Raw genomic sequence first — 14,863 nt, 5'->3', positions numbered from 1 at the left:
TGACCTGATCGGGATCAGGCGGACAGACGAGCGCGACCCTTGCTGCGGCGGGACGCGAGAATCGCGCGGCCGGCACGGGTGCGCATACGCAGCCGGAAGCCGTGGGTCTTCGCGCGACGACGGTTGTTCGGCTGGAAGGTGCGCTTGCTCACTCGGGGGCTCCAGAAAGAAATCGGTAGTGGCGGGTGCCGTCCTGGCTGTCACCGTGCGCCCACGAGTAGCTCGCAGTTACGCCCGAGTGCACCGCTACCGATCACCTTGACGCGATCTGTGCCCATCGGAGGCAGGCGGCAGCAGCCATCGACAACTCGACCTCGTTACGGTACGCGCGGCTGCGCCGTCCGGTCAAACCGCGGGACACGGGGAGACACTGTCCACAGCCTGGGGACAACAACTTGAACCGCACCCGCCGCGCTGACTACCGTGGCTGAACTCCGATTCGTTCCCTTGTCCCCCGCCCCACCCGAATAGATACCGACCCGTCCCGAACCACACGTTCGTGGGACCCGTGAGAGAGCGTGCCCTGTGGCTGACGTACCTGCCGATCTTGCCGCAGTGTGGCCACGAGTCCTGGAGCAGCTTCTCGGCGACGGCCGCGGACAGGACGTCGAGGCCAAGGACGAACACTGGATCCGGCGCTGCCAGCCGCTCGCGCTGGTCGCCGACACCGCCCTGCTCGCCGTGCCGAACGAGTTCGCCAAGGGGGTCCTCGAGGGGCGCCTCGCCCCGGTCGTCAGCGAGACCCTGAGCCGCGAATGCGGCCGCCCCATCCGCATCGCCATCACCGTCGACAGCTCCGTCGGCGAGCACCAGGCTCCCGCACCACCCGCACCGCGCTACGAGGAACAGGAGCTGCCCACCGGCCAGGGCGGATACGAGACCTACGGCCGGCGCCGGCCCGACAGCCACCGCCCCGGCCACGCCGACCAGCTCCCGGGCACCGGAGGCGACCAGTTGCCGCCCCCGCGCACCGGCCCCCAGCCGGCCGACGACTCCGACCCGCTCCCGACCGCCCGCCCCGCCTACCCCGCGGAGTACGCCGACTACCAGCGCCCCGAGCCCGGCGCCTGGCCCCGCCAGCTCCAGGACGACTACGGCTGGCAGCAGCAGCGGCTCGGCTTCCCCGAGCGGGACCCGTACGCCTCCCCCTCCGCACAGGACCCCTACGGCCCACAGGACCCCTACGGCCCACAGGTTCCCTACGGCCCGTCGGCGCCGGCCCAGGACTACCGTCCGCAGCCGATGGACCGCCCGCCGTACCACCCCTCCCGCCCCGACTACGACCAGCGCGACGTCGGCCGCCGTGAACTGCCCGAGCCGCCGGCCGGCTCCGGCCAGGTGCACCGCGGCGGTCCCATGGGCCCGAACCTGCCCACCACCGGCGCCCCCGGCCCGCTCGCCGCACAACCCGCACCGGCGACCGGACCCGGCGAACCGACCGCGCGTCTGAACCCGAAGTACCTCTTCGACACGTTCGTCATCGGCGCCTCCAACCGCTTCGCACACGCCGCCGCGGTCGCCGTCGCCGAAGCGCCGGCCAAGGCCTACAACCCGCTGTTCATCTACGGGGAGTCCGGGCTCGGCAAGACGCACCTGCTGCACGCGATCGGACACTACGCGCGCAGCCTGTACCCGGGCACGCGCGTGCGGTACGTCAGCTCCGAGGAGTTCACCAACGAGTTCATCAACTCCATCCGCGACGGCAAGGGCGACAGCTTCCGCAAGCGCTACCGCGAGATGGACATCCTGCTCGTCGACGACATCCAGTTCCTCGCGGACAAGGAGTCGACACAGGAGGAGTTCTTCCACACCTTCAACACCCTCCACAACGCCAACAAGCAGATCGTGCTCTCCAGCGACCGGCCGCCCAAGCAGCTGGTGACCCTGGAAGACCGGCTGCGCAACCGCTTCGAGTGGGGCCTGATCACCGACGTCCAGCCACCCGAGCTGGAGACACGCATCGCCATCCTGCGCAAGAAGGCGGTACAGGAACAGCTGAACGCCCCGCCGGAGGTACTGGAGTTCATCGCCTCCCGGATCTCGCGCAACATCCGCGAGCTGGAGGGCGCGCTGATCCGGGTGACCGCGTTCGCCTCGCTCAACCGGCAGCCGGTGGACCTGGGCCTGACGGAGATCGTCCTCAAGGACCTCATCCCCGGTGGCGAGGACACCGCCCCGGAGATCACGGCGACGGCCATCATGGCGGCCACGGCCGACTACTTCGGTCTCACGGTCGAGGACCTGTGCGGCACCTCACGCGGCCGCGCCCTGGTGACCGCCCGGCAAATCGCCATGTACCTGTGCCGCGAGCTGACCGACCTGTCGCTGCCGAAGATCGGCGCGCAGTTCGGCGGCCGCGACCACACCACCGTCATGCACGCCGACCGCAAGATCCGCGCGCTGATGGCCGAGCGGCGCTCCATCTACAACCAGGTCACGGAGCTGACCAACCGCATCAAGAACGGCTGAGCAGCAGCGGTACGGCGCGAAGGGGGCGTCCCGGTGGTCCCGGGGCGCCCCTTTGCCGTACCCGGGCCCGGGCCTTCCTACGTGCCCTCCACCGTGCTGAGCCGGGGCAGGACGACGGATCGGACACAGACCCACCCCGGGAGCTCCCCCGCACCGCCCAGGCGGGCCCAGGTCCGGCCTCTCCCACTGTTCGAATCCGCCCCGGGTTACGGCCGCTCTCCACAGATTCCTGAAGTTTTTTCCGTCCACATCCTGGGGACCGCCAAGTTGTCCAGACAGCATCCACAGGCCGTGCTGCCGGCCGGCCATCAGCCCAGCTCATCAACCTGTGGATCCGTGGACGAGCGATCTCCACAGACTGTGGACGAAGGAAGGATCCACAGGCTCCGCGTCGAGTTGTCCACCGGCAACCCACAGGACGGGTTCTGTTGTCCCCAGCCATCGGTAGCTTCTCCACAGCTCTGTCCACTGTTCGGCAACTCGGAGCGGCCGCTCACCACGTCGAGTGAAAGCCGTCACACCGAGGTGCCGCATGGGGATGTGGGAAACCTAAGCAAATCTGGGGACGCAGCTGGGGAGAACTCACCTCGGGCTGTGGGCGGGGTGTGCAGAACTTTCCGTTCTCCACAGAACCCCCGAGTTGTCCACCGGTGCCGCCCACAGGGCCCGTGGACAAAATCTCCGCGCTGAGCTGGGCAAACGTGGTTATCCACCGTATCCACAGCCCCTACTACTACCCCCGACTAGAGAGAGCGCTGAATTCGTTTCGAAGCGGGTCCTGTGCACAACTCGCCCTCCCGGGCCCGACCGCCCCTCGGAGCGACTTGACCCCGACAGGCACCTACTGTCAGTGCCGTGCGTCAGACTGGTCCTCGGTGTCCTTCCCGTCGCAGTGGGCGGTGACACCGAGTCGGAGGAGTCAGCAGCGACTCAGTGGCAACAGCAGGAGGCGGCTTACCGTGAAGATCCGGGTGGAACGCGACGTACTCGCGGAGGCAGTGGCCTGGGCGGCACGCAGCCTCCCGGCCCGTCCGCCGGCGCCTGTTCTCGCCGGCCTGCTGCTGAAGGCGGAGGACGGCCAGCTGAGCCTGTCCAGCTTCGACTACGAGGTCTCCGCGCGCGTGTCGGTGGAGGCCGAGGTCGAGGAGGAGGGCACGGTCCTGGTCTCCGGCCGGCTGCTCGCCGACATCTCCCGCGCCCTGCCCAACCGGCCGGTGGAGATTTCCACGGACGGTGTACGGGCCACGGTGGTCTGCGGCTCGTCCCGCTTCACACTTCACACACTGCCTGTGGAGGAGTACCCGGCGCTCCCGCAGATGCCGACCGCGACGGGCACGGTCCCCGGCGAGGTCTTCGCCTCCGCCGTGCAGCAGGTCGCCATCGCGGCGGGCCGCGACGACACGCTGCCCGTCCTGACCGGTGTCCGCATCGAGATCGAGGGCGACACGGTCACGCTGGCCTCCACCGACCGCTACCGCTTCGCGGTCCGCGATTTCCTGTGGAAGCCGGAGAACCCGGACGCCTCCGCGGTCGCCCTGGTGCCCGCCAAGACCCTGCTGGACACCGCCAAGGCGCTGACCAGCGGCGACAGCGTGACCCTGGCGCTGTCCGGCTCCGGCGCGGGTGAGGGGTTGATCGGTTTCGAGGGTGCCGGGCGGCGTACGACCACGCGTCTGCTGGAGGGCGACCTCCCGAAGTACCGCACGCTGTTCCCGACGGAGTTCAACTCGGTCGCCGTCATCGAGACCGCCCCCTTCGTGGAGGCCGTCAAGCGTGTGGCCCTGGTCGCCGAGCGCAACACCCCGGTGCGGCTGAGCTTCGAGCAGGGGGTGCTGATCCTGGAGGCCGGCTCCAGCGACGACGCCCAGGCTGTGGAGAGGGTGGACGCGCAGTTGGAAGGCGACGACATCTCCATCGCCTTCAACCCGACGTTCCTGCTGGACGGCCTGAGCGCCATCGACTCCCCGGCGGCGCAGCTGTCCTTCACGACGTCCACCAAGCCCGCGCTGCTCAGCGGCAAGCCGGCGGTGGACGCCGAGGCGGACGAGGCCTACAAGTACCTGATCATGCCGGTGCGGCTGAGTGGTTGAGCTGTTCTGGGCAGCCGGCTGCTGGGGGTGTGGGGGGCGTCCCCCACAAGGCCGCAGTATGCCGGTGCGGCTCAGCGGCTGATCGGCCGGCCGGTCCGACGGGCCGAGCGGATTTCCGCAGGTGGCGGGCCTCAGGCGTGGGTGTACGCATGAGCGTGTATGCCCACGGATGTGCGCGAGCGTCCGGGTTTAGGCTCGGACGCAGGTACGAAAGTGCCGGAACGCCACGTCGTGCAACCTAAGGAACGCAACTGATGGAGCTCGGTCTCGTCGGCCTCGGCAAGATGGGCGGCAACATGCGCGAGCGAATACGCCGCGCGGGCCACACCGTCGTCGGATACGACCGCAACCCCGACCACGCGGATGTCCACAGCCTGGAGGAGCTTGTGGGCAAGCTTCAGGGTCCGCGTGTGGTCTGGGTGATGGTTCCGGCCGGTGAGCCCACCCAGACCACGATCGACGCGCTCGCCGAGCTGCTGGAGCCCGGTGACGTGGTCGTGGACGGTGGGAACTCCCGCTGGACGGACGACGAGAGGCACGCGAAGCAGCTGGCCGAGAAGGGCATCGGCTTCGTCGACTGCGGCGTCTCGGGCGGCGTGTGGGGTCTGGAGAACGGCTATGCGCTGATGTACGGCGGCGACGCGGAGCACGTCGCCAAGGTGCAGCCCGTCTTCGACGCGCTCAAGCCGGAGGGCGACCTCGGCTCGGTGCACGCCGGCAAGGTGGGCGCGGGTCACTTCGCGAAGATGGTCCACAACGGCATCGAGTACGCGATGATGCAGGCCTACGCCGAGGGCTGGGAGCTGCTGGAGAAGGTCGACTCCGTGGACAACGTCCGCGAGGTCTTCCGCTCCTGGCAGGAGGGCACCGTCATCCGCTCCTGGCTGCTCGACCTCGCCGTGAACGCCCTCGACGAGGACGAGCATCTGCAGCAGCTGAAGGGGTATGCGCAGGACTCCGGTGAGGGCCGGTGGACGGTGGAGGCCGCCATCGACAACGCCGTGCCGCTGCCGGCGATCACGGCCTCGCTGTTCGCGCGGTTCTCCTCGCGTCAGGAGGACTCCCCGCAGATGAAGATGATCGCCGCGCTGCGCAACCAGTTCGGTGGTCATGCCGTAGAGAAGAAGCAGTAGAGAAGAAGCAGTCCACAGGGCCACCGAGTGGTCCCCAACGCCGGGGGAGGTCGGCGTACGACCATGCACGTCACGCATCTGTCGCTGGCCGACTTCCGTTCGTACGCCCGGGCCGAGGTGGGGCTCGACCCGGGCGTCACGGCGTTCGTCGGCCCGAACGGCCAGGGGAAGACGAACCTTGTCGAGGCGATCGGCTATCTCGCCACGCTCGGCAGTCACCGTGTCGCCTCCGACGCGCCTCTGGTCCGTATGGGTGCCGAGCGGGCGGTGATCCGGGCGCAGGTCAGGCAGGGCGAGCGGCAGCAGCTGGTCGAGCTGGAGCTGAATCCCGGCCGGGCCAACCGGGCCCGCATCAACCGGTCCTCGCAGGTCAGGCCGCGGGACGTGCTGGGGATCGTACGGACCGTGCTGTTCGCGCCCGAGGACCTGGCGCTGGTCAAGGGTGATCCGGGGGAGCGGCGGCGTTTCCTGGACGAGCTGGTCACCGCGCGCTCCCCGCGGATGGCGGGGGTGCGCTCGGACTACGAGCGGGTGCTCAAGCAGCGCAACACGCTGCTGAAGTCGGCGGCGATGGCGCGTCGGCACGGTGGCCGTTCGATGGACCTGTCCACGCTGGACGTGTGGGACCAGCACCTCGCGCGCGCGGGTGCGGAGCTGCTGGCCCAGCGTCTGGACCTGGTGGCCGTGTTGCAGCCGCTGGCCGACAAGGCGTACGAGCAGCTGGCTCCGGGCGGTGGTCCGCTGGCGCTGGAGTACAGGCCGTCCGCGCCCGGTGGGGCACACGCGCGTGAGGAGCTCTTCGGGCAGCTGATGGCCGCGCTCGCCGAGGTCCGCAAGCAGGAGATCGAGCGGGGTGTGACGCTTGTGGGGCCGCATCGGGACGATGTGGTGTTCAAGCTGGGGCAGCTGCCCGCCAAGGGGTACGCCTCCCACGGGGAGTCCTGGTCGTACGCGCTGGCGTTGCGTCTGGCGTCGTACGACCTGCTGCGGGCGGAGGGCAATGAGCCGGTGCTGATCCTCGACGACGTCTTCGCCGAGCTGGACACGCGGCGGCGTGAGCGGCTGGCCGAGCTGGTCGCACCGGGTGAGCAGGTGCTGGTGACGGCCGCGGTGGACGACGACGTGCCGCATGTGCTGGCGGGGACGCGGTTCGTCGTGTCGGACGGGGCGGTGGAGCGCGTATGAGCATCGAGCAGGACCCCGCACCTCGTGACGGTCCCTGGAAGGCGGCCGAGCCGTCCGGTGTGGACCTCGCGCGCGTGGCGTTGCGTGCGGCGAGGGAGGCGGCACGCGCGCGTGGGGATGCGGCGCAGCAGAGGAAGCAGGCGCGGCGTGGTGGTCTGCGCTCCGGCGCGCGCGCCGACGGTCGTGATCCGATGGCGCTCGGTGCTGCGATCAACCGGTTGATCACGGAGCGCGGTTGGGAGACGCCGGCGGCGGTGGGCGGTGTGATGGGGCGCTGGCCGCAGATCGTGGGTCCGGATGTGGCCAAGCACTGTGTGCCGGAGAGGTACGACGAGGTCGAGCGGGTGCTGGTGGTGCGCTGCGATTCGACCGCGTGGGCGACGAACCTGCGCCTGCTGGCTCCGACGCTGGTGGCCCGGCTGAACGAGGATCTCGGGCATGGTGCGGTTCGGACGATCAGGGTTTTCGGGCCTGGTGCGGGTGGCCGTGGGTACGGTCCGCTGCGGGCGCCGGGCAGCAGGGGCCCCGGTGACACCTACGGGTGACATACCTCACACAGTGGGTTCATGGGGGGCGTGTGGTGGGGTGTGCCGACCGCCTGCCGCGCAACCGCACGCTCTTGCGAATCCCGACCTGGTCCGAGGGTAGCGAAGGGTTGACGCCCGGAAGCGCTGAGTGCCGCTGTGAGCCCCTCGGAGCCCCCTTGTGCATATCGGGGTCCGGCCAAGACCGGTTCAGGGCGCCACATGCGTACTCAGGTACCGGCAAACGCCCATCACTGTCTGCGCTACCGGTAGACTGGAGGACAATCCCGCCCCGAACGTGGGGACCGTCCGGGAAAAGCTGAGCAACGCTGATCAAGGGCTTATCAACGCAACATGCCGCAGCCGCTCCGGCAACCCTCCCCCGGAGGGGGCACCCCCAGGAGCCCGGCTCGTGCTGTGCCAGAAAGGGCGCTTCGTGGCCGATTCCGGCAACCCCAACGAGAACATCCCGTCCACCGACGCCGGCGTGAACGGTGCCGTCTCTTCGAACGGTGAGGCCACGGCCTCCTACGACGCCAGCGCGATCACCGTCCTCGAGGGTCTGGACGCGGTCCGCAAGCGACCCGGCATGTACATCGGTTCGACCGGTGAGCGTGGCCTGCACCACCTCGTGCAGGAAGTGGTCGACAACTCCGTCGACGAGGCACTGGCCGGGTACGCGGACACCATCGACGTGACGATCCTGTCCGACGGTGGCGTGCGCGTTGTCGACAACGGCCGTGGCATCCCGGTGGACATCGTTCCCTCCGAGAACAAGCCGGCCGTGGAGGTCGTGCTGACCGTCCTGCACGCGGGCGGCAAGTTCGGCGGCGGCGGCTACGCCGTCTCCGGCGGTCTGCACGGCGTCGGTGTCTCCGTCGTGAACGCCCTGTCCAGCAAGGTGTCCGTCGACATCAAGCGGGACGGGTACCGCTGGACGCAGGAATACAAGATGGGCGTTCCGACGGCGCCGCTGGTCAAGCACGAGGAGACGGACGAGTCCGGCACCTCGGTCACGTTCTGGGCCGACCAGGACATCTTCGAGACCACCGACTACTCCTTCGAGACGCTGTCACGGCGCTTCCAGGAGATGGCGTTCCTCAACAAGGGTCTGACGATCAAGCTGACCGACGAGCGGGAGTCGGCGAAGGCCACCGCCGGCGCGGACGAGGCGGGCGCGGACGAGAAGGACGAGGTCAAGGCCGTCACGTACCGCTACGACGGCGGCATCGTCGACTTCGTGAAGTACCTCAACTCCCGCAAGGGCGAAGCGGTGCACCCCACCGTGATCGACCTTGAGGCCGAGGACAAGGACAAGAGCCTGTCCCTCGAGGTCGCGATGCAGTGGAACAGCGGCTACAGCGAGGGCGTGTACTCGTTCGCCAACATCATCCACACCCACGAGGGCGGTACGCACGAGGAGGGCTTCCGGGCCGCGCTGACCTCGCTGATCAACAAGTACGCGCGCGACAAGAAGCTGCTGCGCGACAAGGACGAGAACCTCACCGGTGACGACATCCGCGAGGGGCTGACCGCGATCATCTCGGTCAAGCTGAGCGAGCCGCAGTTCGAGGGCCAGACGAAGACCAAGCTGGGCAACACGGAGGCGAAGACCTTCGTCCAGAGGGCGGTCTACGAGCATCTGAACGACTGGCTGGACCGCAACCCGAACGAGGCCGCGGACATCGTCCGCAAGGGCATCCAGGCGGCCACCGCGCGCGTGGCGGCCCGCAAGGCGCGTGACCTGACCCGCCGCAAGGGGCTGCTGGAGTCCGCGTCCCTGCCGGGCAAGCTGGCCGACTGCCAGTCCAACGACCCGTCCAAGTGCGAGATCTTCATCGTCGAGGGCGACTCCGCCGGCGGCTCGGCCAAGTCCGGCCGCAACCCGGAGTACCAGGCGATCCTCCCGATCCGCGGCAAGATCCTCAACGTGGAGAAGTCACGCCTGGACAAGATCCTGCAGAACCAGGAGATCCAGGCGCTGATCTCCGCGTTCGGCACGGGGGTGCACGAGGACTTCGACATCGACAGGCTCCGCTACCACAAGATCATCCTGATGGCGGACGCCGATGTCGACGGTCAGCACATCAACACGCTGCTGCTGACCTTCCTGTTCCGCTTCATGCGGCCGCTGGTCGAGGCCGGGCACGTGTTCCTGTCCCGCCCTCCGCTGTACAAGATCAAGTGGGGCCGGGAGGACGTCGAGTACGCGTACTCCGACCGTGAGCGTGACGCGCTGATCGAGATGGGCCGGCAGCGCGGCAAGCGGGTCAGGGAGGACTCGATCCAGCGCTTCAAGGGCCTCGGCGAGATGAACGCCGAGGAGCTGCGCGTGACCACCATGGACGTCGACCACCGTGTCCTCGGGCAGGTCACCCTCGACGACGCCGCCCAGGCCGACGACCTGTTCTCGGTCCTGATGGGCGAGGACGTCGAGGCCCGTCGGCAGTTCATCCAGCGCAATGCCAAGGACGTCCGCTTCCTCGACATCTGAGTCGGTCTCAGCTGACCGCACCAGGAAGGAATCCCACCAGCAATGGCCGACGAGAACACCCCCGTCATGCCTGAAGACTCCGAGGGCGGGGCCACGCTGCGCATCGAGCCCGTCGGGCTCGAGACGGAGATGCAGCGCTCCTACCTCGACTACGCGATGTCCGTCATCGTCTCGCGTGCGCTGCCGGACGTGCGCGACGGTCTCAAGCCCGTCCACCGCCGCGTGCTGTACGCCATGTACGACGGCGGGTACCGTCCCGACCGCGGCTTCTACAAGTGCGCCCGTGTTGTCGGCGACGTCATGGGCAACTACCACCCGCACGGCGACTCCTCGATCTACGACGCGCTGGTGCGCCTGGCGCAGCCGTGGGCGATGCGGATGCCGCTGGTGGACTCCAACGGCAACTTCGGCTCGCCGGGCAACGACCCGGCGGCGGCCATGCGCTACACCGAGTGCAAGATGGCGCAGCTGTCGATGGAGATGGTCCGTGACATCGACGAGGAGACCGTCGACTTCACGGACAACTACGACGGCCGCTCCCAGGAGCCGACCGTCCTGCCGTCCCGCTTCCCGAACCTGCTGATCAACGGCTCGGCCGGGATCGCGGTCGGCATGGCGACCAACATCCCGCCGCACAACCTGCGCGAGGTCGCCGCCGGCGCCCAGTGGTACCTGGAGAACCCGGAGGTCTCCCACGAGGAGCTCCTGGAAGCCCTGATCGAGCGCATCAAGGGCCCGGACTTCCCGACCGGCGCGCTGGTGGTGGGCCGCAAGGGCATCGAGGAGGCGTACCGCACCGGCCGCGGCTCGATCACCATGCGCGCGGTGGTTGAGGTGGAGGAGATCCAGAACCGTCAGTGCCTGGTGATCACGGAGCTGCCGTACCAGGTCAACCCGGACAACCTCGCGCAGAAGATCGCCGACCTGGTGAAGGACGGCAAGATCGGCGGTATCGCGGACGTCCGCGACGAGACGAGTTCGCGCACGGGCCAGCGCCTGGTCATCGTGCTGAAGCGGGACGCGGTCGCCAAGGTCGTCCTGAACAACCTGTACAAGCACACCGACCTGCAGACGAACTTCGGCGCCAACATGCTGGCGCTGGTCGACGGCGTGCCGCGCACGCTGTCACTGGACGCGTTCATCCGCCACTGGGTGACGCACCAGATCGAGGTCATCGTCCGCCGTACGCGCTTCAGGCTGCGCAAGGCCGAGGAGCGGGCGCACCTCCTGCGCGGTCTGCTGAAGGCCCTGGACGCCATCGACGAGGTCATCGCGCTGATCAGGCGCAGTGCGACCGTCGAGGTCGCGCGCGAGGGCCTGATGAGCCTGCTGGAGATCGACGACATCCAGGCCAACGCCATCCTCGAGATGCAGCTGCGGCGACTGGCCGCCCTGGAGCGCCAGAAGATCGTCCAGGAGCACGACGAACTCCAGGCGAAGATCAACGAGTACAGCGAGATCCTGGCCTCCCCGGTCCGTCAGCGCGGGATCGTCAGCGAGGAGCTGGCCGCGATCGTCGAGAAGTACGGCGACGACCGGAAGACCAAGCTGATCCCGTACGAGGGCGACATGTCCATCGAGGACCTGATCGCCGAGGAGGACATCGTCGTCACGGTCACCCGCGGCGGCTACATCAAGCGCACCAAGACCGACGACTACCGTGCCCAGAAGCGCGGCGGCAAGGGCGTACGCGGGACGAAGCTGAAGGAGGACGACATCGTCGACCACTTCTTCGTCTCCACCACGCACCACTGGCTGCTGTTCTTCACCAACAAGGGCCGGGTGTACCGGGCGAAGGCGTACGAGCTGCCGGACGCGGGCCGGGACGCGCGCGGGCAGCACGTGGCGAACCTCCTGGCCTTCCAGCCGGACGAGGCCATCGCCCAGATCCTCGCGATCCGCGACTACGAGGCGGCGCCGTACCTGGTGCTCGGCACCAAGGCCGGCCTGGTCAAGAAGACGCCTCTGAAGGATTACGATTCGCCGCGCTCCGGCGGTGTCATCGCGATCAACCTGCGCGCGCGGGAGGACGGATCCGACGACGAACTGATCGGAGCCGAACTCGTCTCGGCCGAGGACGATCTGCTGCTGATCAGCAAGAAGGCGCAGTCGATCAGGTTCACCGCCTCGGACGCCACTCTGCGCCCCATGGGCCGTGCCACCTCGGGTGTCAAGGGCATGAGTTTCCGCGAGAGCGACGAACTGCTCTCGATGAATGTTGTTCGACCCGGTACGTTCGTGTTCACTGCCACTGATGGTGGGTACGCCAAGCGGACCCGCGTCGACGAGTACCGCGTCCAGGGCCGTGGCGGCCTCGGCATCAAGGCCGCCAAGACCGTGGAGGACCGCGGCTCGCTCGTGGGCGCGCTGGTGGTCGAGGAGAGCGACGAGATCCTCGCCATCACGCTCTCTGGTGGTGTGATTCGTACGCGGGTCAACGAGGTCAGGGAGACGGGCCGTGACACCATGGGCGTCCAACTGATCAACTTGGGCAAGCGCGATGCCGTCGTCGGGATCGCACGTAACGCCGAGGCGGGGCGGGAGGCGGAGGAAGTCGACGGCGACGTGGCCGTGGACGACACCGCCGAGGGTGCCGTGACCACCGGCACGGACGAGGGTGAGGTGCCCTCGGACGAGTAGTACGAGGAGAGAGTCATCGTGAGCGGAGCCACGGGCGCCGGGTCGGCCGGTACCTCCACTGGTACGGAAACGAACGGCGGCGGCCGTGGCTCCGCCGCGCGTGCGACGGACACGCACACGACCAACCTGCAGGCGATCAAGTCGCCCGCGACCGACGCGCACGGATCCCAGGGGGCAACGGTGACGGACGCCCGAGGCACACAGCCCCAGCAGGACCGGAACGCGGCCGGCCGGCAGACGGGTCCGGGGGCCCCGCAGCAGGCGGCGGGCTCTCCGCTGCCGGGGGAGCGGCAGCCGCAGCAGCCCTCGGGGCCGTACCACCCGCCGCAGGCCTATCCGTCGGCCGAGGCGCCCGCACCCGCGAGTGCGGTGCGCCGGCCGCGCACGGACGCGCGTACCGTGCCGCGCACCCGCAAGGCACGGTTGCGCGTGGCCAAGGCCGACCCGTGGTCGGTGATGAAGGTCAGCTTCCTGCTCTCCATCGCGCTGGGCATCTGCACCGTCGTGGCGTCCGCCGTGCTGTGGATGGTCATGGACGCGATGGGCGTGTTCTCCACGGTCGGCGGGACGATCTCCGAGGCTACCGGCTCGAACGAGTCGAACGGCTTCGACTTGCAGTCCTTCCTGTCGCTCCCGAACGTCCTGATGTTCGCGTCGGTCATCGCCGTCATCGACGTGGTCCTCGCCACGGCCCTGGCGACCCTCGGAGCGTTCATCTACAACCTCTCCGCGGGCTTCGTCGGCGGCATCGAGCTGACGCTGGCCGAGGACGAGTGACGCGAGGCTCGACGCGCCTCGCGAATGTCCGCCGACGGTCCCTCGCCAATCGATTTTGGGACTGCCCCCCTCGTGCGCTAACCTTCAGGAGTCAGCGCGCGGAACATATACCGCAGAGCGCGGCGGGGCTATAGCTCAGTTGGTTAGAGCGCATCCCTGATAAGGATGAGGCCACAGGTTCAAATCCTGTTAGCCCCACCAGCGAGAAGGTCACCTGCTCATCTGAGTAGGTGACCTTTTGCGTCTACAGCTGACGTGGGCGGGCATCGGCCGGTGTCCAGCGGGCGCGGGCGGCAGACGCGCAGAGGCGGAGAGACACGGCCGGCAACGCCGGAAAGCCCCCGGATCGCAGGAGCCGAGGGAGAGCGGGAGAGCCCAGGGGAGACCGGGGAGACCGGGGAGACCGAGAGGGATCGGGGGCGGGAACGCGGAGACCCCCGGTCGGGGTGACCGGGGGTCTTCGGGGTTGCGGCTGGTGCTGTACGCAATGTCGCCGTTGTGTCATGGGTGCGGGCGGAGGGGCACCGGCGGGGCCGGTGCGGTGCTGTCAGCGTTGCAGGGGGATGGTGGGCCGGGCCGGTGGACCGGCGGGGACGCACTGGGGATCGGCGGCGAGGGAAGGGCTGTCGGCCGTCGGGCGGTGGCGGCATGCGGGGGTCTTGCCGTGGGCCTCGGCGCGGATGCGCTGTTTCATCGTGGGGGGAAGGGACCGTGCATGCACTCTGGACCAGGGTGACGTCGGCTGGGCCGGCACCGGCGCGGTGCGCTTGGGCGTCGTCTCGGGCTGCTCCGCGGCCGCGGCGGTGGAGGCGGTCGTGGTGATCAGTCCGAGCGCCGTGCACAGCGCGAGGAAGGCAGTGACGATGGCGGTCCACAGCTTCATGACCTTGTGCTGGTCCATGTCCCCTCACTTTCGGGTTGGGCGATTTGCGTACTTTGCTCATGATGTGTATGAGGGCCGCGAAGTGGTGGACCGACGCCCGTGACACCGCGATCTTCGGATGAACACCACTCGGATGGGCGCATGAGCGGCGAAAAGCTGCCAAGAAGGGAGGAGGGTGGTCGAAATCACCGTCCGTGCGGGTGCGGCCACCCTCCGGTCCGGGCGGTTTCGCCCGCGCCTACTGCGCTCGCGCACACGGCAGTTGAGGGCCGACGCAGGTCACCGATCGGTATCGGCCGGTGTGTATAGTCGGGCGCCAGAGGTCCCCTACGTCAAGGAAAGACGAGGTCGCGCGGTGAAGAAGCTTCTCCTGGTCGCACTGGCCGCCATCGGCGGGCTCCTCGTGTACCGCCAGATCCAGGCGGATCGCGCCGAGCAGGATCTGTGGACGGAGGCGACTGACTCCGTGCCCACGGGTTCGTGAGCACCGGCATCCGGTACTGAGCAGACCCCGGCCGCCCGAGCGGTCGGGGTTTTGTGTCGGGGCCCGCGGGCCCGGCCTCCTGTTGCGCGGGCGCGCCTCGTGGGTCAGGGCCCGCTCCCGGAGGCGGACGTTTCGGACGCTCGTACGGAATGCGCGGATGGCCCAGCGGCGCGCGGGGCAGGAT

The 14,863-nt window shown here is 68.7% G+C and carries 11 protein-coding genes and 1 tRNA gene; 10 read left to right on the top strand and 2 right to left on the bottom strand.

Annotated features, from left to right (window positions below; genetic code table 11):
- Window positions 1-14: 14 nt before the first annotated feature.
- Entirely contained in the window at window positions 15-152 is a 138-nt protein-coding gene (gene rpmH / locus DEP02_RS06210; RefSeq protein ID WP_003956500.1) for a 50S ribosomal protein L34, read from the bottom strand.
- Window positions 153-525: 373 nt separating this feature from the next.
- On the opposite strand from rpmH, the gene dnaA reads away from it, so the two are divergent.
- The 9 genes from dnaA (at window position 526) to DEP02_RS06160 (ending at window position 13,513) form a co-directional block, all read left to right on the top strand.
- Window positions 526-2,469: a chromosomal replication initiator protein DnaA gene (gene dnaA / locus DEP02_RS06205; protein ID WP_112466323.1), complete on the top strand. Its 1,944-nt coding sequence runs from the start codon at window positions 526-528 to the stop codon at window positions 2,467-2,469.
- A gap of 959 nt (window positions 2,470-3,428) precedes the next feature.
- The gene (dnaN, locus tag DEP02_RS06195) at window positions 3,429-4,559 is read left to right on the top strand and encodes a DNA polymerase III subunit beta (RefSeq protein WP_112466321.1); all 1,131 of its coding nucleotides are present in this window, start codon (window positions 3,429-3,431) and stop codon (window positions 4,557-4,559) included.
- Between the two features lie 254 nt (window positions 4,560-4,813).
- The gene (gene gnd, locus DEP02_RS06190) at window positions 4,814-5,692 is read left to right on the top strand and encodes a phosphogluconate dehydrogenase (NAD(+)-dependent, decarboxylating) (RefSeq protein WP_112466320.1); all 879 of its coding nucleotides are present in this window, start codon (window positions 4,814-4,816) and stop codon (window positions 5,690-5,692) included.
- Window positions 5,693-5,755: 63 nt separating this feature from the next.
- Window positions 5,756-6,877 carry a DNA replication/repair protein RecF gene (recF, locus tag DEP02_RS06185; protein ID WP_112466319.1) on the top strand — a complete coding sequence of 374 codons (1,122 nt, stop codon included), beginning with the start codon at window positions 5,756-5,758 and terminating at the stop codon, window positions 6,875-6,877.
- On the top strand, window positions 6,874-7,422 hold the full coding sequence (locus DEP02_RS06180) for a DciA family protein (protein ID WP_112466318.1): 549 nt from the start codon (window positions 6,874-6,876) through the stop codon (window positions 7,420-7,422). Before recF ends, DEP02_RS06180 begins: the two co-directional genes overlap by 4 nt.
- Before the next feature lie 415 nt (window positions 7,423-7,837).
- Window positions 7,838-9,895 (top strand): DNA topoisomerase (ATP-hydrolyzing) subunit B, encoded by a 2,058-nt coding sequence (gene gyrB, locus DEP02_RS06175; RefSeq protein WP_198668318.1) that lies wholly within the window; start codon window positions 7,838-7,840, stop codon window positions 9,893-9,895.
- Window positions 9,896-9,937: 42 nt separating this feature from the next.
- Window positions 9,938-12,535 (top strand): DNA gyrase subunit A, encoded by a 2,598-nt coding sequence (gene gyrA, locus DEP02_RS06170; RefSeq protein WP_112466316.1) that lies wholly within the window; start codon window positions 9,938-9,940, stop codon window positions 12,533-12,535.
- An 18-nt stretch (window positions 12,536-12,553) separates the two neighbouring features.
- Window positions 12,554-13,312 (top strand): DUF3566 domain-containing protein, encoded by a 759-nt coding sequence (locus DEP02_RS06165; RefSeq protein WP_112466315.1) that lies wholly within the window; start codon window positions 12,554-12,556, stop codon window positions 13,310-13,312.
- A 124-nt stretch (window positions 13,313-13,436) separates the two neighbouring features.
- Window positions 13,437-13,513, top strand: a tRNA-Ile gene (locus DEP02_RS06160).
- A 346-nt stretch (window positions 13,514-13,859) separates the two neighbouring features.
- Here the strand turns inward: DEP02_RS06160 and DEP02_RS06155 are convergent.
- Window positions 13,860-14,213, bottom strand: coding sequence for a DUF6344 domain-containing protein (locus DEP02_RS06155; protein WP_112466314.1), 354 nt, complete (start codon window positions 14,211-14,213; stop codon window positions 13,860-13,862).
- 337 nt (window positions 14,214-14,550) lie between these two features.
- Here DEP02_RS06155 and DEP02_RS34405 point away from each other — a divergent pair, with 337 nt between their 5' ends.
- A complete protein-coding gene (locus DEP02_RS34405) occupies window positions 14,551-14,679 on the top strand; it encodes a DLW-39 family protein (RefSeq protein WP_003999697.1) in 129 nt (42 codons plus the stop codon).
- Window positions 14,680-14,863: the final 184 nt, after the last annotated feature.

Origin of the sequence: Streptomyces triticisoli, from assembly GCF_003270085.1 — a bacterium.
In the GTDB taxonomy this organism is placed as follows: Bacteria; Actinomycetota; Actinomycetes; order Streptomycetales; family Streptomycetaceae; genus Streptomyces; species Streptomyces triticisoli.
This window is presented reverse-complemented; position numbering and strand designations above follow the sequence as displayed.

Bases quoted from the DNA above. Each gene is read 5' to 3' on its own strand.
- gnd (WP_112466320.1), top strand. From the start codon at position 4,814: ATGGAGCTCGGTCTCGTCGGCCTCGGCAAGATGGGCGGCAACATGCGC.
- recF (WP_112466319.1), top strand. From the start codon at position 5,756: ATGCACGTCACGCATCTGTCGCTGGCCGACTTCCGTTCGTACGCCCGG.
- DEP02_RS06180 (WP_112466318.1), top strand. From the start codon at position 6,874: ATGAGCATCGAGCAGGACCCCGCACCTCGTGACGGTCCCTGGAAGGCG.
- gyrA (WP_112466316.1), top strand. From the start codon at position 9,938: ATGGCCGACGAGAACACCCCCGTCATGCCTGAAGACTCCGAGGGCGGG.
- DEP02_RS06155 (WP_112466314.1), bottom strand. From the start codon at position 14,213: ATGGACCAGCACAAGGTCATGAAGCTGTGGACCGCCATCGTCACTGCC.